This is a genomic window from Klebsiella sp. OBRC7 (assembly GCF_000293135.1).
Classification (GTDB): Bacteria; Pseudomonadota; Gammaproteobacteria; order Enterobacterales; family Enterobacteriaceae; genus Klebsiella; species Klebsiella michiganensis.
The window spans coordinates 14,425-39,753 of the sequence record NZ_ALNJ01000149.1; the positions used below are offsets into that span (position 1 = coordinate 14,425).

A 25,329-nucleotide genomic window follows, 5' to 3' on the forward strand; every position below is an offset into this window, starting at 1 on the left:
ACCCCGGTGGCGCGATTGCCGGCCGGGGCGCGTTCGGCTTACCCTTCGATCACTTCATAAGAGTGGGTAATGTTTACCGCTTTCTCAAGCATCAGCGCGACGGAACAATACTTTTCCGCCGACAGGTCGACCGCGCGAGACACGGCAGCGTCCTTCAGTTCTTTACCGGTCACGATAAAATGCAGATTGATATGGGTAAACAGACGCGGCGCCTCTTCGCGGCGCTCCGAGGTCAGCTTAACTTCGCAGTTGGTGACGTTCTGGCGGCCCTTCTGCAATATGGATACCACATCAATCGCGCTGCATCCGCCTGCCGCCATCAGTACCATTTCCATTGGGCTGGGCGCTTTATCCCCGGAATTGCCGTCCATCAGAATCTGGTGGCCAGAAGCCGACTCACCGATGAAGGTTAACCCTTCAACCCACTTCACTCGCGCTTGCATAAATTTAACTCCAGGGCTGTAATTTTCCTGACAGATTACGCGTACATAACAATTCTCGCAACGGAAGGCGACCTGGGTCATGCTGAAGCGAGACACCAGGAGACATGCGGCGAAAGCTATGCTAAAACAATCTGGATGCTACAGTAATACATTGATGTACTGCATGTATGCAGAGGAGTTCACATTACAGGCTGCAGAAAACTTTCAGCCGGATTCCCAGGTACAGGGATTCAATACGATTGCATGCCCGGATGCCGTGTAGTGTCGGCACCCGGAGATAGCTTATAACAGAGGATAACCGCGCATGGTGCTTGGCAAACCGCAAACAGACCCTACCCTTGAATGGTTCTTGTCTCATTGCCACATTCATAAGTACCCATCAAAGAGCACGCTGATCCACCAGGGTGAGAAAGCAGAAACGTTGTACTACATCGTTAAAGGCTCCGTGGCTGTACTCATCAAGGATGAAGAAGGTAAAGAGATGATCCTCTCTTACCTTAATCAGGGCGATTTCATCGGTGAATTAGGCTTGTTTGAAGAAGGCCAGGAGCGTAGCGCTTGGGTACGTGCGAAAACCGCATGTGAAGTGGCCGAAATCTCCTACAAAAAATTCCGTCAGCTGATCCAGGTTAACCCGGACATCCTGATGCGTCTCTCTTCGCAGATGGCTCGTCGTCTGCAGGTCACGTCTGAGAAAGTCGGCAACCTCGCCTTCCTTGACGTTACCGGTCGTATCGCTCAGACGCTGCTGAACCTGGCTAAACAGCCGGATGCGATGACCCACCCGGACGGTATGCAAATTAAAATTACCCGCCAGGAAATTGGTCAGATCGTCGGATGCTCCCGCGAGACCGTTGGCCGCATCCTGAAAATGCTGGAAGATCAAAACCTGATCTCCGCGCACGGTAAAACTATCGTCGTCTACGGTACCCGTTAAGTCGGTAAAACGGCGTATTGCCTGACAATACGCCGTTTTTGTTTTCCCCTCATGTGGCGCAGGCTGATTTACCACCCGGAAGTCAACTATGCACTGCGGCAAACGCTGGTGTTGTGTCTGCCGGTTGCGATTGGGCTTCTGCTCGGTCATCTCCAGCAGGGGCTGCTGTTTTCTCTTGTTCCCGCCTGCTGCAACGTTGCCGGGCTGGATACGCCGCATAAACGCTTCTTTAAACGCCTGATTATCGGCGGCTGCCTGTTTGCCGGCTGTAGCCTGATCGTTCAGCTCCTTCTGCAGCGAGACATCCCTTTGCCGCTGATCCTCACGGGTCTGGCGCTCATCCTCGGCGTCACCGCCGAAATCAGCTCCCTGCACGCTCGGCTGCTGCCCGCCTCGCTTATCGCGGCTATTTTTACCCTCAGTCTCGCTGGCAATATGCCTATCTGGGAGCCGCTGTTAATCTACGCCATGGGCACCTTATGGTATGGCGTGTTTAACTGGTTCTGGTTTTGGCTGTGGCGCGAACAGCCGCTGCGTGAATCATTAAGCCTGCTCTACCGGGAGCTGGCCAACTACTGCGAGGCCAAATACAGTCTGCTTACCCAGCATACGGACCCCGCCACATCGCTGCCGCCGCTGCTCAACCGCCAGCAGAAGGTGGTGGATCTGATTACCCAGTGCTATCAGCAGATGCATATGCTGGCGGCTAACCAGCGCAGCGATCACAAACGCCTGCTGCGCGCTTTCCAGGTTGGACTGGACCTTCAGGAACATATTTCCGTCAGTCTTCATCAGCCGGAAGAGGTACAGAAACTGGTGGAGCGCAGCCACGCGGAAGCGGTGATTCGCTGGAACGCGCAAACCGTTGCCGCCCGCCTGCGGGAGCTGGCAGACGATCTCCTCTACCACCGTTATCCTCAGCGCTTTCAGATGGATAAACAGATCGGCGCGCTGGAAAAAATCGCCTGGCAGCATCCGGATAATCCGGTTGGCCAGTTCTGCGCCTGGCACTTCAGCCGCATTGCCAGGGTTCTGCGCACCCAGCGCCCGCTATACGCGCGTAACCTGATGGCGGATAAAACCCGCCGCCTGCCGCTGCTGCCCGCGTTGAAAAACTATCTGTCGCTTAAGTCGCCGGCGTTACGAAACGCGGCGCGTATCAGCGTGATGCTGAGCGTCGCCAGCCTGATGGGCAGCGCGCTGCATCTGCCTAAGCCCTACTGGATCCTGATGACCGTGCTGTTCGTGACGCAAAACGGCTACGGCGCAACCCGGGTACGTATCGTCCATCGGGCTGCCGGAACCATTGCGGGACTGGTCATTGCCGGGCTCACGCTGCACTTTCACGTTCCTGAAGGCTATACGCTGACCGCGATGCTGTTCATCACGCTGTTAAGCTATCTGATTATCCGCAAGCACTACGGCTGGGCGATGGTCGGGTTTACGGTGACGGCGGTGTACACTCTGCAGCTGCTCACCCTGAACGGCGAGCAGTTTATCATCGCCAGACTGATTGATACGCTGATTGGCTGTCTGATCGCCTTCGGCGGAATGGTCTGGCTATGGCCGCAGTGGCAAAGCGGGTTGCTGCGCAAAAATGCCCACGATGCGCTGGAAGCCGATCAGGAAGCGATCAGGCTGATCCTCAGCGACGATCATCAGGCCCCGGCGCTGGCCTACCAGCGCATGCGCGTTAATCAGGCGCATAACGCGCTGTTTAACTCGCTGAATCAGGCGATGCAGGAACCCGGCTTTAACTCGCACTATCTGGAAGACATGAAGCTGTGGGTGACCCACAGCCAGTTTATTGTCGAGCATATTAACGCGATGACCACTCTGGCGCGCGAGCACAATATGCTGACGCCGGATCTGGCGCAGCGTTATCTGGAATCCTGCGAGATTGCGCTCCAGCGCTGCCAACAGCGGCTGGATTCCGACGGGCCGGGCAGCGCGGGGGATGTGAACATTATGGAGGCGCAGGATGCGGAGGTTCCTCGCGGCCCGCTCAGTACGATGGAGCAGCATTTGCAGCGCATCCTCGGGCATCTGAACACCATGCACACCATTTCATCGGTGGCATGGCGTCAGCGTCCGCATCATGGCATCTGGCTGCGCGCCACTAAGCGCTAAGCACCCGCTCAACCGCCTGGGCAAAGCGCGCCATGCCTTCAGCAATATCGCTATCATCAATCACCAGCGACGGTACGAAGCGCATCACGTCCGGTCCGGCATTGAGCACCATGACGCCCGCCTCTGCGGCGGCGTAGAGGAAATCGCGCGCCTTCCCGTGATACTGCGGCTTCAGCTCGGCGCCGATAAGCAGACCCATGCCGCGAATATCGCTGAACAGATCGAACCGCGCGTCAATGCGCTGAAGGTGCTCAACAAACAGCTCGCGCTTCGCGGTGACGCCGTCCAGCACTTCCGGCGTATTAATCAGATCGAAGGCCGCTCCGCCGACCGCGCAGGCCAGGGGGTTACCACCGTAGGTTGAGCCGTGAGAACCCGCGTGGAAAGCGCTGGCGATATCATGGGTGGTCAGCATCGCGCTGATAGGGAAGCCGCCGCCAAGCGCCTTGGCGCTGGTCAGAATATCCGGCGTCACGCCGTAATGCATATAGGCAAACAGCGAGCCTGTGCGCCCCATACCGCACTGTACTTCATCAAACACCAGCAGTGCCTGGTGCTGGTCGCAGAGATCGCGCAATCCTTGCAGGAATTCCGGCGTCGCTGCCGTCACTCCGCCTTCACCCTGAATCGGCTCGACCACCACCGCGCAGGTATGATCATCCATCACGGCTTTCACCGCGTGTAAATCGTTAAACGGCACGTGAACGATATCGGCCGGTTTCGGCCCAAACCCGTCGGAATATTTCGGCTGACCGCCGACGGAGACGGTGAAAAGCGAGCGACCGTGAAACGCATTATGGAAAGCGATGATTTTGGTTTTGTACGGGCTATGGCGGGTCACGGTGTAATGGCGCGCCAGCTTGAAAGCCGTTTCGTTAGCTTCCGTTCCGGAGTTCATAAACACGACGCGATCGGCAAAAGTCGCATCCACCAGCTTCCGCCCGAGTCGCAGGGCCGGTTCGTTGGTAAAAACGTTGCTGGTATGCCACAGCTTTTCACCCTGCTCATGCAGTGCCGCCACCAGCGCCGGATGGCAATGGCCGAGCGCGGTCACGGCAATCCCACCGGCGAAATCAACGTACTCTTTACCTTGCTGATCCCATACCCGGCTTCCCTTACCCTTCACCGGAATAAATTCTGCCGGTGCATAAATCGGCAAAATGACCTCATCGAATGTAGCCCGGGTGATTGCCGGTTGTTCAGTTGCCATGTGGTGCCCATCCTTTACGTTATGCAGCAATGATTATGATAATCTAATCACAAAATATGCATAAAAAATCAACCCGTGGCAACTACAAATCACCGATTGAGGAAGTTTGCCAGCAGGTGGTGGCCCTGCTCGCTGAGAATACTCTCCGGATGAAACTGCACGCCCTCGAGATCGAACACGCGGTGGCGAATGCCCATGATCTCCCCCTCTTCGCTGCGGGCGGTCACCTCAAAGCATTCAGGCAGCGTTAGCGGATCAATGAGCAGGGAGTGGTAGCGGGTCACCGTAAGCGGGTTATTCAGTCCAAGGAACACCCCTTGACCGGTATGGCTGACGGGGGACGTTTTCCCGTGCATGACTTTGGCGGCTCGTACGATAGCGGCGCCGAAAACCTGGGCGATGGCCTGATGGCCGAGGCAAACGCCTAAGATCGGCGTTTGGCCGGAAAAATGGCGGATCGCCGCCAGCGAAATCCCCGACTCATCCGGCGTACAGGGGCCCGGCGAGATAACGATTTTCGCTGGCGCCAGGGCAATGATATCCGCTAACGTCAGCTCGTCATTACGCCTGACCAGAACTTCCGCGCCAAGCTCGCAGAAATACTGATACAAATTCCAGGTGAAAGAATCGTAGTTATCGATAAGCAGGATCATAGCGGCTCCGGGAACAAAGAACCGCGCTATTCTACTCAGTTTCCGTCGCTTCGCTTACCACTTTGCGAAATATCGTCCGCAGTGGAGAAAGGTCGCCCATCGCTCCGCTCTGGTTGGCCTGGTTCCACGCATCGACAGCAATATCGCGCCAATCCAGCGTATAGCCCGCATGGATAGCCAGCTGCTCAAAGAAAATGCGTTGCGCCATGCCGTTACCGAGACGGAAAGGATGCAGGACGTTAATTTCGCAGTAGTAATGAGCAAGACGTTCAATGAATTTATCCTGCGCGAGACCCACCAGATAACCTTCCTCTTCAAGATCCTGAAGCAGCGCGTTTCCCTCTTTTTCGATATAGGCAAAATGGCAGAAACGGGTGTCGCCCTGATAGATATCCACTTCACGCAGCTGCCCCGCCCAGTCGAAGACATCCTGATAGAGCTGGCGATGAATAGCGCAGAGATGAGGCAATCCCCGCACCAACGGCCCGAGTTCAATGGTTGCCGCGCGTAATGCGGTCAGCTCCCACGCCGCCTGCTCAAGTCGCTGAGCCTGGCGAATTCCCAGGCGGTTGCGCATCACCTTAAGACCGGGGTAGAGATAGGGGTCCCGCCCCTCGCCGAATTTATCGCTCATAGTGACTCCTTAAGGCCGCAATGCGCGCCAGGGCTTCTTCGGGGGTAAGGGTTATTAGCGGAACATCGACGCCCTCCAGCCGTCGGCTGGCCTGAAAATTCACGTTACGTCGATCCTCCCAGAGACGGGATTTCTGTTTTTCGGTGAGCTTTTTCATTTAACACCTCCCTGACGCGTCCGCAGTTGCCACAAGTATAAGCGGCAAAAAACGATTTCGCAGGGAAGCGGGGGCTGCGCGGGTACGGGTTACCCGCGCAAAATAAGATTACGGCAGAACTTTTGCGGAAAGGATCACGATAGGTTTGGACGGTACATTCTGATACGGACCAACGTTATGGGTCGGCACCTGAGAAATCTTATCCGCCACGTCCATACCTTTAACGACTTTACCAAACACCGCATAGCCAAAATCACGCTGGCCATGATCGAGGAAGGCGTTATCCGCAATATTGATAAAGAACTGGCTGGTGGCGCTGTCCTGATCGGCGGTACGCGCCATGGCGATGGTGCCACGCGTATTGCGCAGGCCGTTGTCGGCTTCGTTTTTAATCGGTGGATTAGGCTGTTTCTGCTGCATCTGCTCGTTAAAGCCGCCGCCCTGCACCATAAAGCCCGGGATCACGCGGTGAAAAGTGGTGTTGTTATAAAAGCCGCTGTTCACGTACTTGAGGAAGTTATCCACCGAGATCGGTGCTTTCTGGCTATTCAGCTCAAGCTCAATATTGCCCGCAGACGTGGTCAGCAACACATGGGGATCCCCTTTTGCCGCCATGGCCGGGGAGAATGCTGAAATGGCGAAAACGGCAGCCACCGCCGCGAGAGTTGATTTGAGCATGGAAATTCCTTAACGGAGCAGAATAAAAACCGAGTGCTTTGATTCTAAAGAGCCTTTGCATCCTGGGCCAGCCTTTTACCTAATTTTACTTAGCTGAAACAGTTGTAACGGTGGGCCAGGCGATCGGCTAAATAGATAAATGTGATATGAGTCACACTCAGAATTGCAAAAAGATATAAATTTCAGAATAAACGTTTGCTTGAATCACGCTAACGCATAAAATCTGTCCGCCCGGCGCAGAGTCAACGCGCTTTACATTTCTATTCACAGGCCAGTCATGACTAACAGCAATCGTATCAAGCTCACATGGATCAGCTTCTTCTCCTACGCCCTGACCGGCGCGTTGGTGATTGTCACCGGGATGGTGATGGGAAATATCGCAGATTATTTTCATCTGCCCGTTTCCAGTATGAGCAACACCTTTACTTTCCTTAATGCCGGTATCCTGATCTCTATCTTCCTGAACGCCTGGCTGATGGAAATTGTTCCGCTGAAAACCCAGCTGCGTTTTGGCTTTATCCTGATGGTTCTGGCCGTCGCGGGTTTAATGTTCAGCCACAGCCTGGCGCTGTTTTCCGCTTCGATGTTCGTGCTTGGTCTGGTCAGCGGGATTACCATGTCGATTGGTACCTTCCTGATCACCCATATGTATGAAGGCCGTCAGCGCGGGGCGCGTCTGCTGTTCACCGACTCCTTCTTCAGCATGGCGGGGATGATCTTCCCGATGCTGGCCGCTTATCTGCTGGCGCGCAGCATCGAATGGTACTGGGTTTATGCCTGCATCGGCCTGGTCTACGTCGCTATTTTCATTCTGACCTTCGGCTGCGAATTCCCGGTATTGGGCAAAAAAGCCCTGCAGGATAGCCAGCCGGTAGTGAAAGAGAAATGGGGTATCGGCGTGCTGTTCCTCTCCATCGCTGCGCTATGCTACATCCTCGGTCAGCTGGGCTTCATCTCCTGGGTGCCGGAATACGCCAAAGGCCTGGGCATGAGTCTTGGCGATGCGGGTAAACTGGTGAGCGATTTCTGGATGTCGTACATGATCGGCATGTGGTCTTTCAGCTTCATCCTGCGCTTCTTCGACCTGCAGCGTATTCTGACCGTGCTGGCGGGCGTAGCGACGGTACTGATGTATCTGTTTATCAACGGTTCGCCGGAGCATATGCCGTGGTTTATTCTGACCCTCGGCTTCTTCTCCAGCGCCATTTATACGTCGATCATCACCCTGGGTTCACAGCAAACCCGAGTGTCGTCGCCGAAGCTGGTGAACTTCATTCTGACCTGCGGCACCGTGGGTACCATGCTGACTTTCGTCGTGACCGGCCCTATCGTTGCCGCCAGCGGTCCGCTGGCAGCGCTGCATACCGCTAACGGCCTCTATGCCGTGGTGTTTGTGATGTGCCTTATCCTCGGCTTCGTCTCCCGCCACCGTCAGAACAACGCGGCAGCGGAATCGCACTAAGCTTCAGGCCCCTTTGTTCCGGCAAAGGGGCTATTTCGGGTAAAGAACAGCTCTTCCCCGCCCCGATCCATCTGTACCCAGGTTTGCGCCAACTGCGTGGTGGCGATGACTCTCCCCTGGCGGATTGACCAACGCACCGGAACCTGACAACGCACGGCCTCAAACCCGTTTTCCGCGGGCAGAATCACCAGATTCGCCGTGTTCCCCGTCGCAATACCGTAATCGCTCAGGCCAAACGTTCGCGCGCTATTTTCCGTGACCAGCTTCAGTCCCTCGTTAATCTGCTGATAGCCCATCATCTGGCAAACGTGCAGACCCATGTGCAGCACCTGCAGCATATTGCCGGTCCCCAGTGGATACCAGGGGTCAAATACATCGTCATGGCCAAAGCAGACGTTAATGCCCGCCGCCATCAGCTCCTTCACGCGCGTGATACCGCGACGCTTCGGATAGTCGTCAAAGCGTCCCTGGAGGTGAATATTGACCAGTGGGTTAGCGACGAAGTTAATGCCGGAGAGCTTCAGCAAACGAAAAAGACGTGACGTATAGGCACCATTGTAGGAGTGCATCGCGGTGGTATGGCTGGCGGTCACTTGTGGCCCTATCCCCTCTTTTAACGCCAGGGCCGCCACGGTTTCAACGAACCGCGACTGTTCATCATCAATTTCATCGCAGTGGATATCCAGAGGCCGCTGATACTTTTTCGCCAGACGGAAAGCAATGTGCAGGGATTCCACGCCATATTCGCGCGTAAATTCAAAATGCGGAATCGCGCCCACCACGTCGGCCCCCAGACGCAGCGCCTCTTCCAGCAGGGCCTCACCATTGGGGTAGGATAAAATGCCCTCCTGGGGGAAGGCGACAATCTGCAGCTCTACCCACGGCGCGACCTCCTGCTTTACCTCCAGCATGGCTTTGAGTGCGGTCAGCGTCGGATCGGAAACATCAACGTGAGTACGAACAAACTGGATGCCGTTGGCGATCTGCCACTTCAGCGTCTTCCACGCGCGGGCTTTAACGTCCTCATGGCTCAATAAAGCCTTACGCTCCGCCCAACGCTCAATCCCTTCAAACAGCGTCCCGGACTGGTTCCAGTTCGGCTCTCCGGCGGTTTGGGTCGTATCAAGGTGTATATGCGGCTCAATAAAAGGGGGGATGGCCAGTCCGCCGCGGGCGTTCAGCACTTCAAAATTCTCTTTGCGCGCCTCCCCCATAGGGGTGATATCCCCGAAGCGCCCCTTGTCTATCGCTATCTGCCATAACCCTTCGCGATCGGGCAGACGAACGTTCTCAATTAACCAAAGCGGCGCTGCTGTCATATCGATGACTCCCGTAATTGTTGCTGAAGTTTTACTCAACCCGCCGTGGGTATCCGTTGCTAATTTTGTACATAAAAAAAGCAAAAAGGAAAAGCCAGCGTTTTCCGTTACTTATAAAAATACTGACAAATCATAAACATACCACTTAAGTAGTAGGTAAAGGTGTAATTGATTTGCATCAATAAGTGTCGCGGCTGAATCGTTAAGGTAGGCGGTAATATAAAAGAAATCGAGGCAAAAATGAGCAAAGTCAGACTCGCTATCATTGGTAATGGTATGGTCGGCCACCGCTTTATTGAGGACCTTCTTGATAAATCCGACGCCAGCCTGTTCGATATTACCGTCTTCTGTGAAGAACCCCGTATCGCCTACGACCGCGTACACCTCTCCTCCTACTTCTCTCACCATACCGCCGAAGAACTCTCTTTGGTACGGGAAGGTTTCTACGAGAAGCACGGCGTTAAGGTGCTGGTCGGCGAACGCGCCATCACCATCAACCGCCAGGAGAAGGTTATCCACTCCAGCGCGGGCCGTACCGTTTTCTATGACAAGCTGATTATGGCGACCGGTTCCTATCCGTGGATCCCGCCGATTAAAGGTTCTGAAACCCAGGACTGCTTTGTTTATCGTACCATTGAAGACCTTAACGCGATTGAAGCCTGCGCCCGCCGCAGCAAACGCGGCGCGGTCGTCGGCGGCGGTTTGTTAGGCCTCGAAGCCGCGGGCGCGCTGAAAAATCTCGGCGTTGAGACCCACGTGATTGAATTCGCGCCCATGCTGATGGCGGAACAGCTGGATCAGATGGGTGGCGAACAGCTACGTCGCAAGATTGAAAGCATGGGCGTGCGCGTGCACACCAGTAAAAACACCAAAGAGATCGTTCAGGAAGGTACCGAAGCGCGTAAAACCATGCGTTTTGCCGACGGCAGCGAGCTGGAAGTCGACTTTATCGTCTTCTCTACCGGTATCCGCCCGCGCGATAAGCTGGCCACCCAGTGCGGCCTGGAAGTCGCTCCGCGCGGCGGCATCGTGATTAACGACGCCTGCCAGACCTCTGACCCGGATATCTACGCCATTGGTGAATGCGCCAGCTGGAACAACCGCGTTTACGGCCTGGTCGCCCCGGGCTACAAAATGGCTCAGGTTACCGTTGACCATATCCTCCAGACCGAAAACGCCTTTGAAGGCGCGGATCTTAGCGCCAAGCTGAAGCTGCTGGGCGTTGACGTCGGCGGCATCGGTGACGCTCACGGCCGTACGCCGGGCGCGCGCAGCTATGTTTATCTCGATGAAAGCAAAGAGGTCTACAAACGCCTTATCGTCAGCCCTGACAACAAGACCCTGCTCGGCGCGGTGCTGGTGGGCGATACCAGCGATTACGGCAATCTGCTGCAGCTGGTGCTGAACGCCATCGAACTGCCGGACAACCCGGACTCGCTGATCCTCCCGGCGCACGCGGGCAGCGGTAAGCCGTCCATCGGCGTGGATAAACTGCCGGACAGCGCACAAATTTGCTCCTGCTTTGACGTCACCAAGGGCGCATTGATTGCCGCTATTAATAAAGGCTGCCACACGGTGGCGGCGCTGAAGGCGGAAACCAAAGCCGGTACCGGCTGCGGCGGCTGTATCCCGCTGGTGACTCAGGTTCTCAACGCCGAACTGGCGAAACAGGGCATTGAAGTCAACAATAACCTGTGCGAGCACTTTGCTTACTCCCGTCAGGAACTGTTCCACCTCATCCGGGTGGAAGGCATCAAAACCTTTGAAGAGCTGCTGGCGAAACACGGTAAAGGCTACGGCTGCGAAGTGTGTAAACCGACCGTGGGCTCGCTGCTGGCTTCCTGCTGGAACGAATATATTCTGAAGCCGCAGCATACCCCGCTGCAGGATACCAACGACAACTTCCTGGCCAACATCCAGAAAGACGGCACCTACTCCGTTATCCCGCGCTCTGCGGGCGGCGAAATCACGCCGGAAGGCCTGGTGGCCGTCGGCCGTATCGCCCGCGAATTTAATCTGTACACCAAGATCACCGGCTCTCAGCGTATCGGCCTGTTCGGCGCGCAAAAAGACGATCTGCCGGAAATCTGGCGTCAGCTGATCGACGCGGGCTTCGAAACCGGTCACGCGTATGCCAAGGCGCTGCGGATGGCGAAAACTTGCGTCGGCAGCACCTGGTGCCGCTACGGCGTAGGCGACAGCGTCGGCTTCGGCGTCGAGCTGGAAAACCGCTACAAAGGCATTCGTACGCCGCATAAAATGAAGTTTGGCGTCTCCGGCTGTACCCGCGAGTGCGCGGAAGCCCAGGGTAAAGACGTCGGCATCATCGCCACGGAGAAAGGCTGGAACCTTTACGTCTGCGGCAACGGCGGCATGAAGCCGCGCCACGCGGATCTGCTGGCGGCGGATCTTGACCGCGAAACGCTAATGAAATACCTCGACCGCTTCATGATGTTCTATATCCGTACCGCCGACAAACTGACCCGTACCGCACCGTGGCTGGATAACCTGGAAGGCGGCATCGATTATCTGAAGACGGTCATCATTGATGACAAACTGGGCCTGAACGAGCATCTGGAAGAAGAGATGGCCCGCCTGCGTGCAGCGGTAGTCTGCGAGTGGACGGAAACCGTTAACTCGCCAGCGGCCCAGGTGCGCTTCAAACACTTTATCAACAGCGACAAGCGCGATCCTAACGTCCAGGTAGTGCCTGAGCGTGAACAGCATCGCCCGGCCACGCCGTACGAACGTATCCCGGTAACTCTGGTGGAGGAAAACGCATGAGCCAGTGGAAAAACATCTGCAAACTCGATGACATCCTGCCGGAAACCGGCGTCTGCGCGCTGTTAGGCGACAAACAGGTGGCGATTTTCCGCCCCTATCACGGAGACCAGGTGTTTGCGATTAGCAATATCGACCCGTTCTTCGAGTCCAGCGTCCTGTCTCGCGGCCTGATCGCCGAGCATCAGGGCGAGCTGTGGGTTGCCAGTCCGCTGAAAAAACAGCGTTTCCGCCTGCGCGACGGCCTGTGTATGGAAGATGAAAGCCATTCAGTGGCGCACTATGAAGCCCGAGTGAAAGACGGCGTCGTGCAGCTACGCGGTTAATCACTTTACGGGAGGCGCAACGCCTCCCTTTTTTTGCATTTTTTTCTTCAATTGATGGCACAACGTCATTTGTACTGCATCGCGAAGGCAGCTAACCAAGAGCCAGCGCAAGGGATGAGGTGCTAAAGGAGCTCCTATGTTTACGGACACAATCAACAAGTGCGCGGCCAACGCCGGGCGCATTGCGCGCCTCTCGGCCAATAATCCACTCAGCTTCTGGGTCAGCGCCATGATGGCGGGCGCCTACGTCGGCCTCGGCATCATCCTTATATTCACCCTCGGCAACCTGCTCGACCCTGCCGTTCGGCCGCTGGTGATGGGCGCCACCTTTGGCATTGCGTTAACGCTGGTGATTATCGCCGGCTCTGAATTGTTCACCGGCCACACCATGTTCCTGACCCTGGGGGTAAAGGCGGGGACCATCAGCCAGGGGCAGATGTGGGCGATTCTGCCGCAAACCTGGATGGGTAACCTTGTGGGTTCCGTTTTCGTGGCGCTGCTGTATAGCTGGGGCGGCGGTAGCCTGCTGCCGGTCGATACCAGCCTCGTCCACACCGTCGCGCTGGCAAAAACCAGCCAATCCGCGATGGCGCTCTTTTTCAAAGGCGTACTGTGTAACTGGCTGGTGTGTCTGGCGATCTGGATGGCGATCCGTACCGAAGGCGCGGCAAAATTTATTGCTATCTGGTGGTGTCTGCTGGCGTTTATCGCGTCCGGCTATGAGCACTCCGTCGCCAACATGACGCTGTTTGCCCTCTCCTGGTTTGGCCATCATAGCGATGCCTACACGCTTGCGGGAATCGGTCACAATCTGTTATGGGTAACACTCGGCAATACTTTGTCCGGTGTCGTATTTATGGGATTGGGTTATTGGTATGCTACGCCGCAATCGGAGCGCCCCGCCCCGGAAAAAACTAACGAGACTAAGAGTCTGGCTCAGTAGACCTAATCGGTGCAGGCAGGTTGAACACTGCCCAGGTTCAACCTGATAAATAAGATAGCCTGATAGCCAGATACTAAGGCTGCTGCCAATAATTAAGAGGGAATGTCGTGGACCATTTGCCTATATTTTGCCAATTACGCGATCGCGACTGCCTGTTAGTCGGCGGCGGCGATGTGGCTGAACGTAAAGCTCGCCTGTTACTGGACGCCGGCGCCAGATTAACGGTCAATGCCCTGGATTTTGTGCCGCAATTCCAGGTATGGGCCGATGCAAACATGCTGACCCTGGTTCAGGGCGAGTTTAATCCTGCTCTGCTGGATAACTGCTGGCTGGCCATTGCCGCAACCGACAACGAAGCGGTTAATCAGCGGGTCAGCGCGTCAGCGGAAGAAAGGCGAATATTTTGTAACGTGGTCGACGCCCCTCAGCAGGCCAGCTTTATTATGCCGTCGATTATCGACCGCTCGCCGCTGATGGTGGCCGTCTCATCCGGCGGCACCTCGCCGGTTCTGGCGCGCCTGCTGCGCGAAAAGCTGGAATCAGTTTTACCGCTGCATTTAGGCCAGCTGGCCCACTACGCTGGTCAGCTTCGCTCAAGAGTAAAGAAACAGTTTGCCACCGTCGGCGAGCGCCGACGCTTTTGGGAGAAACTGTTTGTTAACGACAGGCTGGCGCAGTCGCTGGCCAACGAGGACCGCCAGGCCGTCGCTGACGCCACGGAGCAGCTGCTGACCGAGCCGCTGGATCATCGCGGTGAAGTGGTACTGGTGGGCGCAGGCCCCGGCGACGCCGGACTGCTGACCCTCAAAGGCCTGCAGCAAATACAGCAGGCCGATGTCGTGGTTTATGACCGCCTGGTCTCCGACGATATCATGAATCTGGTGCGCCGCGATGCCGACCGGGTCTTCGTGGGTAAACGCTCGGGCTACCACTGCGTACCGCAGGAAGAGATTAACCAGATTCTGCTGCGCGAAGCCCAGGGGGGGAAACGCGTTGTACGACTGAAAGGCGGCGATCCGTTTATCTTTGGCCGCGGCGGCGAAGAGCTGGAAACCTTGTGCCATGCCGGTATTCCGTTCTCCGTTGTACCGGGAATTACCGCGGCCTCAGGCTGTTCCGCCTACTCGGGCATTCCCCTGACCCACCGTGATTTTGCCCAGGGCGTGCGCCTGGTCACCGGCCACCTTAAGACCGGCGGCGAGCTGGACTGGGAAAACCTGGCGGTTGAAAAGCAAACCCTGGTGTTTTATATGGGCCTGAACCAGGCCCCGGCGATCCGGGAAAAACTGATTGCCCACGGCATGGCGGCGGATATGCCCGCAGCCATCGTTGAAAACGGAACGGCGATAACGCAGAAGGTTGTCACCGGCACGTTAGAACAATTGGATATTCTGGCCCAGCAAATGGCCAGCCCGGCGCTGATTATTGTCGGCCGCGTGGTCGGCCTGCGCGATAAGCTGAACTGGTTCTCCAACCATTAATGACGCTGATGTAGCTCAAAACCGCTCACAAATTAAAAAGCCGGATGCATTGCACCCGGCTTTTTATTGCGCTGAGACCAGCAAATTGCTCAGGGCTTAGCGACGAAACCAATCGCTTCGTAAACCGCTTTCAGGGTAACGGAAGCGCGAGCGCTGGCTTTCTCCGCACCCTCTTTCATGACCTGATTGAGGAATGCTTCATCACCGCGGAATCGGTGATAGCGCTCCTGCAGTTCGGTCAGCATGCCGGAAACGGCTTCAGCCACTTCGCCCTTCAGGTGACCGTACATTTTGCCTTCAAAATGCTGCTCCAGCTCTGGAATGCTCTGACCGGTAACGGCAGAGAGGATATCCAGCAGGTTGGAGACGCCCGCTTTGTTCTGGATGTCGTAGCGAACAACCGGCGGCTCGTCGGAGTCGGTGACCGCGCGTTTGATCTTCTTCACCACCGATTTCGGGTCTTCCAGCAGGCCGATAACGTTGTTGCGGTTATCATCTGACTTGGACATCTTTTTGGTCGGCTCCAGCAGCGACATCACGCGCGCGCCGGATTTCGGAATAAACGGTTCCGGCACTTTAAACACGTCGCCGTAGATAGCGTTGAAACGCTGGGCGACATCGCGGCTCAGCTCCAGGTGCTGCTTCTGGTCTTCGCCAACCGGGACCTGGTTAGTCTGATACAGCAGAATGTCGGCAGCCATCAGTACCGGATAGTCAAACAGACCGGCGTTAATATTTTCCGCATAGCGCGATGACTTGTCTTTAAACTGGGTCATCCGGCTTAGTTCGCCGAAATAGGTGTAGCAGTTCAGCGCCCAGCCGAGCTGCGCATGCTCCGGCACGTGGGACTGAACGAAGATGGTGCTTTTTTGCGGGTCGATACCGCACGCCAGATACAGCGCCAGCGTGTCCAGCGTGGCCTTACGCAGCTGCTGCGGGTCCTGACGAACGGTAATCGCGTGCTGGTCAACGATGCAGTAAATGCAGTGGTAATCGTCCTGCATGTTTACCCACTGACGCAGCGCACCCATGTAGTTGCCAATGGTCAATTCACCGGAGGGCTGTGCGCCACTAAAAACGATGGGCTTAGTCATTTTTTATTCCTGAGTTTCACTGTACGGTAGCCCGAAAGCGGGCAAGAGTTCATTAAATTGGTCAAAGATATAATCCGGCTCGCTCAGCGAAATCGGCTCGCCGTAGTTGTAGCCGTAGGTCAGGCCGATCGAGCTGCAGCCCGCGGCCTTCGCGGCCTGAATATCATTGCGCGAGTCGCCCACGAACAGCAGCTCCGCGGGTGCCAGCCCCAGTTTCTCCGCGACCAGAAGCAGCGGTTCCGGGTGCGGTTTTTTGTTTTTTACATCATCGCCGCCGATAACAACGGTAAAATATTTCGCGATATCCAGCGACGCCAGAATCGGCGCGACAAACGGAGTCGGTTTATTGGTTACCAGCGCCAGCGGCAGGCCCTTTGCGTGCAGCGCGCCCAGCGTATCGGCAACGGCGGGAAACAAAAAGCTCCCCTCTTCCGCCACTTCGCCATAGTAGCGATCGAACAGCTTGCGCAAAATGGCCTGCTGTTCAGCCTGCGGGATATCGTCATGATCGACGGAAGGTTTGCCCTGCGCCGCTCTCAGCGCCGCGCGCTCCTGACGGGCCCAGGTCAGAGCCCGCTGGATCAGAACGTCAGCGCCGTTGCCAATCCAGGTCACCACACGTTCTTCGCCCGCCATCGGCAGTTCCAGCGCATACAGGGCGTTATCAACGGCAGCGGTCAAGCCCGGCGCGCTATCGACCAGCGTCCCATCGAGATCGAACGCCACGCCGCGAATATTTTGTAACTTATCCATGGCTAACCTTTGCTAATTCGCTACGCATTTGATCGACCACTTTTTTGTAGTCAGGCTGATCGAAAATGGCCGACCCAGCAACAAACATATCCGCACCGGCGGCGGCAATCTCAGCGATATTGCTGACTTTTACGCCGCCGTCGACTTCCAGACGGATGTCGTAGCCGGATTCATCAATGCGACGACGAACTTCACGCAGTTTTTCCAGGGTGTGCGGAATAAAAGACTGACCACCAAAGCCTGGGTTGACGGACATCAGCAGGATGACATCCAGCTTATCCATCACGTAGTCGAGGTAGCTCAGGGAAGTGGCCGGGTTAAACACCAGACCGGCTTTACAGCCGTGCTCTTTGATAAGCTGCAGCGTTCGGTCAACGTGTTCAGAAGCTTCCGGATGAAAAGTAATGATGCTGGCGCCCGCGGCGGCAAAATCAGGAACGATGCGGTCAACGGGCTTGACCATCAAATGCACATCAATCGGCGCGGTGATACCGTAATTTCGCAGTGATTTAAGCACCATCGGACCAATGGTCAGGTTCGGCACGTAATGGTTGTCCATCACGTCAAAGTGCACAACATCCGCACCCGCAGCCAACGCATTGGCGGTATCCTCGCCCAGACGGGCAAAATCAGCCGACAGAATCGAAGGGGCAATCAAATACTGCTTCATCCGCATCTCCTTGAAATTTATTTGGTCTTGGGCGGACGGTACAGAGCCAGAAGCTCGTCCACCTTCTTACGTGTACCACCGTTGCTGCTGATGCTGCGTCGAACCTTCACAATATGCGTCTCAGCGGCGTTTTTGTACCACTCCTCAGTGAGCGGCGTGCGATGGTTTGAAATCAGCACTGGAATGCGCTTTTTCATCAGCGATTCCGCGTTTTTAGCCAGCAGCTCCTGCTGCTCCTGGCTAAAGCTATTCGTATGATAAGCCGTAAAATTCGCCGTTGATGACAGCGGCGCATAGGGCGGATCGCAGTAAACAACGGAGCGGTTATCTGCCCGCTTCATGCACTCTTCATAAGATTCACAATGAAACTCTGCATGCTGCGCCTTCTCCGCGAAATGATACAGCTCAGCTTCGGGAAAATAGGGCTTCTTATAGCGACCAAACGGCACGTTAAACTCACCGCGCAGATTGTAGCGACACAGGCCATTGTAGCCATGACGATTCAGATACAGGAACAGCACCGCGCGACGCAGCGGCTCCTGACTCTGGTTGAACTCATCACGGAATCGATAATACTGCTCTGCGACGTTGTTCTCTGGGGTAAACATCTCACGCGCCGCCGTAACATAGTCATCGGTACGCAGCTTGACGATGTTATACAGACTAATCAAATCACTATTGATATCAGCGAGGATATAACGAGAAAAGTCGGTATTCAGAAATACCGACCCGGCGCCCACAAAAGGCTCAATCAAGCAGTCGCCCTGCGGCAAATGCTTCTTAATATCGTCAAGCAGGGGGTATTTACCCCCTGCCCATTTCAGAAAAGCGCGATTCTTTTTCATGCTGCCTAACTAATTACACATTCTCCGGCTGTGGAGAAAGCTCCGACAGCATCCTGCGCTTCAGACTACACTGCGGCATTATTTCAGGTCAGACTGAACCTGATGCAGCGGTTTTGCCCACGGATTTTTTGCCTGTACATCTGCTGGCAGCGTAGCAACAGCACGTTTCGCTTCATCTTTCGAAGCGTAAATACCGCTCACCAGGACATACCAGGGCTGACCGTTACGCGTAGTCTCATAGACAACATATTTTTCCAGCTTCTCTTTCTTCGCCCAACTGTTGAGGTTGTTGTAGTTAGAAGAGCTGCTGAGCTGCAGCGTGTAGTGACCGGACGGCGCAGACTTCATCGAACTGACGTCACCAGAGCTTTTACCCGCAGCAGCCGTTGCTGCCGGAGCGGCAGCGGCAGCGGCAGTTGCTGCTGGCGCAGTGGTCGCCGCAGGCGCGGTAGTCGCGGCTGGTTTGGCCTGGGCTGTTGCGGCAGGCTTAGACGGCTGCGCGGCTGCCGGCGTCGTGGTCGCGACGTTTTCGACACGCTTAGGCTGGACCGCTGCCGGCTTCGGCTGGGTCGGCGCTTTCGCCGTGGCCTGCGGTTTCGGTTCGATTACCGTATGCTTACGCTCCGCCGGACGCGGTGTCGCCGCCGTCTGACGCTCTGCCGTCGCCTGGCGCGGGGACGCGGTGCCATTGCGCACTGGCGCAACGGTGGCAGGTTCAGTTGGCAGAGTAGAATTCGCGACCGCGCTATCAATCTGACCCTGCTGCTGGGTCAGCGCATTGTTCAGATCGCCCTGAACCTCAACGCGCTGCTGGCCTTGGGGTTCAGCCGTCGCCTGACCTTGATTCGGGTTAGACGCGATAGGCGGCAGAGAAACATCCTGCGGCTGCGCGTTGTTTGCCGCTGATGAATCCTGAGCAGCAGGCTGGGTATTATTATTGTCCTGCTCGCCGGACAGGTTGATGCTCTTCTCGCCGGAAGCCGTTTGCTCGCTGGATGAGGATGGTGATTTCAGCGCGGAACCCACGCCAACGATCAGCAGCAGCAGAACGAGGATCCCCACGCCCATCATGATGTACTGACGGGAAGCCGGTTTCGCAGGCGCCTTCTTACGCTTACGAGGACGACGCTCAACCTGACGCTCTTCGTCATCGTCTTCGTCAGACTCTACTTCTTCGTACTCTTCATACTGTTCTTCATCGCGCTCACGGCGTGCTTTGCTGCCGCGCGTCGGGCGACCATCGTCAGCATCATCAAGTTCGACATCATCAAAATTGATTTGCGGATCGGCATCACGCTCTGAAGACTGACGAGAACGACCAGTACGACGATCGCTGCGATCGGCTTTCATATCGTCTTCTGGTTTTAATTCATCCATTTAACACCCCACTAAAAGGCTTATGCTCACGACTATTGCACGTCACCCGAAATGATAACGCCGCGCGAACGCGGCCAGACCTTCTTATTGTTGCGCCTGCTGAGTATCAGCAATCGCGCCAAGAACAACATCATGCGGGACTCCGCCGCGTATCTCGCTCTTCCCTATCGCGAGGGGTAGCACCAGCCGCATCTCGCCCGCCAGCACCTTTTTATCACGCATCATATGGGGCAAATACGCCTCTGCTGCCATCTCCTGCGGGCCACTTACCGGCAAGCCAGCACGCTGCAGCAGATGAATAATGCGCTGCGTATCCTGCGGATTAAACCGCCCCAGACGTTCGGATGCACGCGCCGCCATCACCATACCGGCAGCGACCGCTTCACCATGTAACCAGTTACCGTAGCCCATCTCAGCTTCGATAGCATGACCAAAAGTATGGCCAAGATTGAGTAAAGCACGTAACCCGGTTTCGCGCTCGTCGGCGGCGACAACTTCAGCTTTCAGCTCACAGCAGCGACGGATACAGTACGCCATTGCTTTTTCATCCAGCGCCAGCAATGCATCAATATTATTTTCCAGCCAGTCGAAGAATTCGCCGTCAAGAATAACGCCGTACTTGATCACTTCAGCCAGGCCGGAAGAGAGCTCACGCTTCGGCAGCGTTTTGAGACAGTTAAGATCGACAACAACAGAAACCGGCTGCCAGAAGGCGCCAATCATGTTTTTGCCGAGAGGATGATTGACGGCCGTTTTGCCGCCGACCGAAGAATCCACCTGCGACAGCAGAGTGGTAGGAACCTGAATAAAGCGCACGCCACGCTGGTAGCTGGCCGCTGCAAATCCCGTTAAATCACCAATCACCCCACCGCCGAGCGCCACTAACGTCGTGTCGCGGCCGTGTGGTTTTTGCAATAGCGCGGTAAAAACGGTATCCATCACCGCCAGGCTTTTAAACTGCTCGCCGTCGGGAAGAATCACGCTATCGACTTTTACGCCCGCTTGCTCGAGTACGGAGCGTACGGTATCCAGATAAAGCGGCGCCAGCGTTTCATTGGTGACCAGCATGACCTGGTCGCCTGATTTCAGTGGCAGGAAGGAAGCTGGATCGTTAAACAAACCAGCCGCGATGGTAATCGGGTAACTACGTTCCCCGAGGGTTACAGTAAGCCTCTCCATAACGCGACGTCCACCTCAGTTGCTTTTACTCTGACGCACTTTATTAAGCCAGAATCAGTTGCTTTCCAGCATATGAATAATCTGGTTTGCTACCACTTTCGCGCTTTGATCGTCAGTGCGGATAGTGACATCTGCAATCTCTTCGTACAGCGGATTGCGTTCATCCGCCAGCGCTTCCAGTACTTCGCGAGGCGGAGCATCAACCTGCAGTAAAGGACGCTTTTTATCGCGCTGCGTACGGGCAAGCTGCTTTTCGATAGTTGTTTCCAGGTAGACCACCACGCCGCGGGCGGAGAGACGGTTACGCGTTTCACGGGATTTTACAGAGCCACCGCCGGTTGCCAGCACGATTCCCTGTTTTTCCGTCAACTCATTGATGATTTTTTCTTCACGGTCGCGGAAGCCGTCTTCGCCTTCTACATCAAAGACCCAACCCACATCTGCGCCAGTGCGTTTCTCAATTTCTTGATCGGAATCGTAAAATTCCATGTTGAGCTGTTGGGCTAACTGGCGCCCAATAGTGCTTTTGCCGGCACCCATAGGCCCAACCAGAAAGATATTGCGTTTCTCTGCCATTTTTTCGGTACTACTAAGACTATTCGTTAATGGTAAACCCGCTTCGCAGACACCCAGCGCAGCAGGACATGAACTGAAACCTCATATGCAATTAGAGCGAGAGTCAGACTAAAAATTATCTCAATACTCCGGCTGGTTTGGCAACAGAATAAATCACCGGACAAGAAAGGGAGGATTGATGTCGTACCCGACTCTCAAATCGGTACCCCTTGTATGCTAAATCCGTCCTCACGTCAAACACCTGAAACGTGTTTAGCATGAAAAACCCGCTTAATGCACTGCCAGAATACGCGGAGTGATGAAGACAACCAGTTCACGTCGTTCGTTATCCTTACCGTCCCGGCGAAATAACTGACCAAGCCAGGGGATGTCGCTAAGGAGAGGAATACCATCGCGAGACGTTTTATTTTTCTGCGCAAAGATCCCGCCTAACGCCAGGGTCTCGCCGCTTTTCATTTCAACCTGCGTTTCTATTTCTTGTTTATCGATAGCCAGCGCTTCACCATTTTCCTGTTTGAGCACCTGGCCCGGCGTATTTTCGCTAATCCTGAGTTTTAAACGCACGCGATCGTGATGCAGTACCGTCGGCGTCACCTCCATCCCCAGCACCGCCTCTTTAAACTCAACGGAGGTCGCCCCGCTTTCGCCGCTGGAGACCTGATAAGGTATCTCGCTGCCCTGCTTAATGCTGGCGGGCTGCATATGGGAAGCCAACAGCCGAGGGCTGGCGATAATGTCCACCTGCTGCTTCTGCTCAAGCGCGGAAAGTTCCAGCTCCAGAAGCCGCCCGCTGATGCGGCCGATGTTAAACCCGGCCCTCGTGCTGGCATCCCCTACCGCCAGGTTGCTGCTCAAGGTGGTTAATTTACCGGGGCCCGGCGGACTGCTGGCGTCGGCCAGGCTCCACTTAACGCCCAATTCGCGCAGGCTGGTTTCGCTCATTGAGACGATGTGCGCCGCCAGCTCAACCTGGCCGACGGGCACATCCATTTCTCGGGCCCACGCTTTTAACGCCGGGAGGTGCCGGGCATCATCACGAATCAACAGGCGGTTGGTTCGCTTATCGACCATCATATGCCCGCGAGCGCTCAGCAGTTTTTCACCCGCCTTCGCCAAATCTTCTGCATCCGCATAATGCAAGGTCACGCTATGCCCCTGCAAAGGAAGATTCTGCAGACGCTTTGCTTTTTCCGCTTCCAGCTGCAGCTGCTGCGCCTTTTGCCACGCCTGAGTGTGCACGTACAGGACCGAACCTTGCTGAGTCAGGGCCAGACCGGCGCTGTCGATAACCGAGCGCAGCGCCTGTGACCAGGGCACCTCCTTCAGATGAAGAGATACCGTACCGCTGACGTCAGGAGCCACCACGAGATTTTTTTGCTTCAGCTCCGCCAGCGTTTGCAGTACCTGGGACACAGGCGCATCATCGACGACCAGCGACACGGGAAGATCCTTTTTGGCCGCGACGACCATCAGCGGCAGGAGCAGAAACAGCAGGCTTGTCCATCGCATCATTCTTTATTCCTTTTCGCAGCCAGACCCACTGTGCGGGTTCACACCCAGGACCGGTTGATATTGTCATTTTCTCTGGCGTCAGGCGCGTCACCCGCCAGCCCGTGGGCAAAATCGCCTCCGTCCTCACGCGACGCCATTTCCCGGCGCTATCCTGCACGATACCCATAAGCGCCAGCGAATCGCCGATAGCACCGCCGTAGCGCCACTGGCTAAGCTGCGCCGTCCGGCAGCGGTCCACCGGGGGCTGGAACGGATCGCGTTCTTCAGCCAGCAGCGGGAGCGGGAACAGCAACCAACACCACCATTTAAGGCGCATCTTCCGCCTCCAGATGCAGGGTCAACCGTAACGCCTGCTTTTCCGGCTGCAAGGAGAAAGCCGTAGCGCGCATCCCGCAGCGAGCCAGCCAGGAAAAGAGCGCGGGCACCGCTTGCCAGTCAACCGCCAGCTGCATCTCGCCAGTGGCGCCACCTGGCCGCCAGGCGATAAGTGTCGCCCCGGCAATCGGAAGATCAATAGGCGTAAAAACCTGGGTCGCACCTTCCTCCATCCCGGCGGTCTGTAAAGCGCTACGCAGCGGCAGCAGTTTTCGCCACTGCGCCTGTACCTGCGGCGAGCGCCCCGCCGACGTTTCTGCCTGGAGAGGCAGCAGTAGCCAGAACCCGATTACGGCGATGAGGACCAGAGCCACGGATATCATGAACAGATATTTGCGCCCCGTCAGCCAACGTTCAATGTCCCACTGCATTGTCGTCCTCTTCGGCCATGGAAAAGTGAAATAACCAGCGCCCTTCGCTGTCGCGGTACGTTTCTCCCGCCCTTGGCGGACGCAAGCCGGCAACGCTCCCCAGCGCCTTTTCAATCTCAGCCAGCCCCTTTAGATGCAACGTGAGTCCGCTCAGTAGCAGGGTATTCTGTCGGTATTCCAGCAGCGTTAACCAGGCGTGCTCCGGCATACGCGACGCTATCGCCTGTAACGTTGGCTGCCAGGCGGCGGTTTTCTCTCGCCGCAGAGCTCGCAGGCGTCGTTGTTCCTGCTGCTGCAGCCGCGCGCGCATGGCTCGCTCACGCTGCTGAAAGGCGGTATAAAGCTGGTCTTCAGCGCTAATCTTCGCGGTTTCAAGCGAGTGGCTGACTCGTTGGTTGAGCCGTGAGGCGAGGATCGCCACAAGCAGAATAAGTAGCAAACCCACAATCAGCAGTCCTGCCATCCGCAGACGTTGCCGTCGACGCGTTTCGCGCCAGGGAAGGAAGTTAACGATGTGGCTCATGACTGACGCGCTCCCAGCGCCAGGCCGAGGGCAACGGTAAAGCTATCGCCACGGGCCGGGAGCGGGGGCTGCAGGCGATGGATGGCGCTCCAGGCATCAAAATTCTGCCCGTCGGGCGAGGCAGAGGCGCAGAGGCGAAACTCTCCGGCGTTCACCCGGGAAACCAGGCCGGGAAAAGAGGGAACGTCGCTGCACGGACAGCATCCCCAGCTCTCGGCGGTGGCCCAAAGCCAGCTCGCTTCGTCACGCCAGGCCAGCCCCTGAACGTCATCAGGTTGCCAGGGGAAAAAGGCGCCAAGCGCGCTGGCGTCCGGAACAATTCCGACCACCTTGAGCTTAAGGCGGCTTGCCAGCTGGCCGAGGACGTTAATATCCAGGCGCTGCGCGGCGGTGACCCGCCAGCCATCCACCGCTCTGGCGTCCACATAATCGACGCAAAGCGATGACGCGGGCATTTCCAGCTGCTGCGCCATCGCGCTGGCGATCCAGGTCGCCTGCTCGCTTTCTCGTAATGAAATCTGCGGGCGCGGAAGCTGCTTTTGCAGCGTTCGCGCCGCCGGGAAGGCAATACACGCCTGATGCTGCAAAGGCAGCTCCCGCCGCCAGGGCTGCAGCTGGCGGGCCAGCGATTCAACGTCCACCACGATGCCCTGCCGCACGGTGCCGGGCATAAGCGGGATACTCCACCAGCGACGTAGCGCCCAGCGTGAACGCTCGAGTAATAACGCGACGATAGCAATATGGTCCTGCTGAATATGCATTCCTATGCGCCAGTTTCTAAAAGCCATGCCTACGATCTCCTTATCCGCCGATATGCTTCGCTATATCAATGCTCCAGGCTTGCCTTTATACTACTGCGCGTTTGTTTATAAACTGCCCAATGAAAACTAAATGAGAAAT

At 56.2% G+C, this 25,329-nt stretch carries 26 protein-coding genes; 7 read left to right on the top strand and 19 right to left on the bottom strand.

Translation table 11 applies throughout. The annotated features are described in order from the left end of the window. Positions 1-38: 38 nt before the first annotated feature. Positions 39-443, bottom strand: a complete 405-nt coding sequence (locus HMPREF1144_RS28960; protein ID WP_004854875.1) for an OsmC family protein — start codon at positions 441-443, stop codon at positions 39-41. 304 nt (positions 444-747) lie between these two features. Here HMPREF1144_RS28960 and crp point away from each other — a divergent pair, with 304 nt between their 5' ends. After that, complete coding sequence (gene crp, locus HMPREF1144_RS28970; protein ID WP_000242758.1) at positions 748-1,380, top strand: cAMP-activated global transcriptional regulator CRP; 633 nt, start codon at positions 748-750, stop codon at positions 1,378-1,380. 51 nt (positions 1,381-1,431) lie between these two features. Next, complete coding sequence (locus tag HMPREF1144_RS28975; protein ID WP_004854878.1) at positions 1,432-3,510, top strand: YccS/YhfK family putative transporter; 2,079 nt, start codon at positions 1,432-1,434, stop codon at positions 3,508-3,510. Here the strand turns inward: HMPREF1144_RS28975 and argD are convergent. From argD to ppiA, 5 genes are all read right to left on the bottom strand, one after another. After that, entirely contained in the window at positions 3,500-4,720 is a 1,221-nt protein-coding gene (gene argD / locus HMPREF1144_RS28980) for a bifunctional acetylornithine/succinyldiaminopimelate transaminase (protein WP_009654856.1), read from the bottom strand. The genes HMPREF1144_RS28975 and argD overlap by 11 nt on opposite strands. Before the next feature lie 89 nt (positions 4,721-4,809). Next, complete coding sequence (gene pabA / locus HMPREF1144_RS28985) at positions 4,810-5,373, bottom strand: aminodeoxychorismate synthase component 2 (RefSeq protein ID WP_009654843.1); 564 nt, start codon at positions 5,371-5,373, stop codon at positions 4,810-4,812. Between the two features lie 31 nt (positions 5,374-5,404). After that, a complete protein-coding gene (locus HMPREF1144_RS28990) occupies positions 5,405-6,007 on the bottom strand; it encodes a putative adenosine monophosphate-protein transferase Fic (RefSeq protein ID WP_009654847.1) in 603 nt (200 codons plus the stop codon). Beyond that, the gene (locus HMPREF1144_RS32245) at positions 5,997-6,164 is read right to left on the bottom strand and encodes a YhfG family protein (protein ID WP_004854887.1); all 168 of its coding nucleotides are present in this window, start codon (positions 6,162-6,164) and stop codon (positions 5,997-5,999) included. Before HMPREF1144_RS32245 ends, HMPREF1144_RS28990 begins: the two co-directional genes overlap by 11 nt. Positions 6,165-6,272: 108 nt before the next feature. After that, entirely contained in the window at positions 6,273-6,842 is a 570-nt protein-coding gene (ppiA, locus tag HMPREF1144_RS28995; protein WP_004854889.1) for a peptidylprolyl isomerase A, read from the bottom strand. A 277-nt stretch (positions 6,843-7,119) separates the two neighbouring features. Between ppiA and tsgA the strand changes: the two genes are divergently transcribed. After that, the gene (tsgA, locus tag HMPREF1144_RS29000; RefSeq protein WP_004854892.1) at positions 7,120-8,304 is read left to right on the top strand and encodes an MFS transporter TsgA; all 1,185 of its coding nucleotides are present in this window, start codon (positions 7,120-7,122) and stop codon (positions 8,302-8,304) included. Here tsgA and HMPREF1144_RS29005 read toward each other — a convergent pair. Next, the gene (locus tag HMPREF1144_RS29005; protein ID WP_009654835.1) at positions 8,301-9,623 is read right to left on the bottom strand and encodes a cytosine deaminase; all 1,323 of its coding nucleotides are present in this window, start codon (positions 9,621-9,623) and stop codon (positions 8,301-8,303) included. The two genes, tsgA and HMPREF1144_RS29005, sit on opposite strands and share 4 nt — an antisense overlap. 240 nt (positions 9,624-9,863) lie before the next feature. Between HMPREF1144_RS29005 and nirB the strand changes: the two genes are divergently transcribed. The 4 genes from nirB (at position 9,864) to cysG (ending at position 15,154) form a co-directional block, all read left to right on the top strand. Next, a complete protein-coding gene (gene nirB, locus HMPREF1144_RS29010) occupies positions 9,864-12,407 on the top strand; it encodes an NADPH-nitrite reductase large subunit (RefSeq protein WP_004854896.1) in 2,544 nt (847 codons plus the stop codon). Continuing rightward, positions 12,404-12,730 (top strand): nitrite reductase small subunit NirD, encoded by a 327-nt coding sequence (nirD, locus tag HMPREF1144_RS29015; RefSeq protein WP_004854898.1) that lies wholly within the window; start codon positions 12,404-12,406, stop codon positions 12,728-12,730. Before nirB ends, nirD begins: the two co-directional genes overlap by 4 nt. A gap of 136 nt (positions 12,731-12,866) precedes the next feature. Continuing rightward, positions 12,867-13,673, top strand: coding sequence for a nitrite transporter NirC (nirC, locus tag HMPREF1144_RS29020; RefSeq protein ID WP_004854901.1), 807 nt, complete (start codon positions 12,867-12,869; stop codon positions 13,671-13,673). Between the two features lie 107 nt (positions 13,674-13,780). Continuing rightward, the gene (gene cysG, locus HMPREF1144_RS29025; RefSeq protein WP_004854905.1) at positions 13,781-15,154 is read left to right on the top strand and encodes a siroheme synthase CysG; all 1,374 of its coding nucleotides are present in this window, start codon (positions 13,781-13,783) and stop codon (positions 15,152-15,154) included. A gap of 89 nt (positions 15,155-15,243) precedes the next feature. Here cysG and trpS read toward each other — a convergent pair whose 3' ends face one another. The 12 genes from trpS to HMPREF1144_RS29080 all read right to left on the bottom strand — a co-directional run bounded on the left by trpS (position 15,244) and on the right by HMPREF1144_RS29080 (position 25,217). Next, a complete protein-coding gene (gene trpS / locus HMPREF1144_RS29030) occupies positions 15,244-16,248 on the bottom strand; it encodes a tryptophan--tRNA ligase (protein ID WP_004854910.1) in 1,005 nt (334 codons plus the stop codon). A 3-nt stretch (positions 16,249-16,251) separates the two neighbouring features. After that, a complete protein-coding gene (gph, locus tag HMPREF1144_RS29035) occupies positions 16,252-17,001 on the bottom strand; it encodes a phosphoglycolate phosphatase (RefSeq protein WP_004854912.1) in 750 nt (249 codons plus the stop codon). Then, positions 16,994-17,671, bottom strand: a complete 678-nt coding sequence (gene rpe, locus HMPREF1144_RS29040; RefSeq protein ID WP_004126039.1) for a ribulose-phosphate 3-epimerase — start codon at positions 17,669-17,671, stop codon at positions 16,994-16,996. The genes gph and rpe overlap by 8 nt, the downstream gene beginning before the upstream one ends. A 17-nt stretch (positions 17,672-17,688) precedes the next feature. Continuing rightward, on the bottom strand, positions 17,689-18,516 hold the full coding sequence (gene dam / locus HMPREF1144_RS29045) for an adenine-specific DNA-methyltransferase (RefSeq protein ID WP_004854918.1): 828 nt from the start codon (positions 18,514-18,516) through the stop codon (positions 17,689-17,691). Between the two features lie 78 nt (positions 18,517-18,594). After that, positions 18,595-19,893: a cell division protein DamX gene (gene damX / locus HMPREF1144_RS29050; protein ID WP_009654837.1), complete on the bottom strand. Its 1,299-nt coding sequence runs from the start codon at positions 19,891-19,893 to the stop codon at positions 18,595-18,597. A gap of 84 nt (positions 19,894-19,977) precedes the next feature. After that, the gene (aroB, locus tag HMPREF1144_RS29055) at positions 19,978-21,072 is read right to left on the bottom strand and encodes a 3-dehydroquinate synthase (RefSeq protein ID WP_004854923.1); all 1,095 of its coding nucleotides are present in this window, start codon (positions 21,070-21,072) and stop codon (positions 19,978-19,980) included. Positions 21,073-21,126: 54 nt separating this feature from the next. Further along, positions 21,127-21,648, bottom strand: a complete 522-nt coding sequence (gene aroK / locus HMPREF1144_RS29060; RefSeq protein ID WP_004106441.1) for a shikimate kinase AroK — start codon at positions 21,646-21,648, stop codon at positions 21,127-21,129. A gap of 270 nt (positions 21,649-21,918) precedes the next feature. Beyond that, positions 21,919-23,160, bottom strand: coding sequence for a DNA uptake porin HofQ (gene hofQ, locus HMPREF1144_RS29065; RefSeq protein WP_032721645.1), 1,242 nt, complete (start codon positions 23,158-23,160; stop codon positions 21,919-21,921). Beyond that, entirely contained in the window at positions 23,069-23,476 is a 408-nt protein-coding gene (locus HMPREF1144_RS32255) for a HofP DNA utilization family protein (RefSeq protein WP_071532328.1), read from the bottom strand. The genes hofQ and HMPREF1144_RS32255 overlap by 92 nt, the downstream gene beginning before the upstream one ends. Beyond that, a complete protein-coding gene (locus HMPREF1144_RS29070) occupies positions 23,466-23,906 on the bottom strand; it encodes a hypothetical protein (protein WP_009654853.1) in 441 nt (146 codons plus the stop codon). Before HMPREF1144_RS29070 ends, HMPREF1144_RS32255 begins: the two co-directional genes overlap by 11 nt. After that, entirely contained in the window at positions 23,890-24,429 is a 540-nt protein-coding gene (locus HMPREF1144_RS29075) for a hypothetical protein (protein WP_004854936.1), read from the bottom strand. The genes HMPREF1144_RS29070 and HMPREF1144_RS29075 overlap by 17 nt, the downstream gene beginning before the upstream one ends. After that, positions 24,426-25,217 carry a hypothetical protein gene (locus HMPREF1144_RS29080; RefSeq protein WP_004854939.1) on the bottom strand — a complete coding sequence of 264 codons (792 nt, stop codon included), beginning with the start codon at positions 25,215-25,217 and terminating at the stop codon, positions 24,426-24,428. Before HMPREF1144_RS29080 ends, HMPREF1144_RS29075 begins: the two co-directional genes overlap by 4 nt. Between the last annotated feature and the right edge of the window lie 112 nt (positions 25,218-25,329).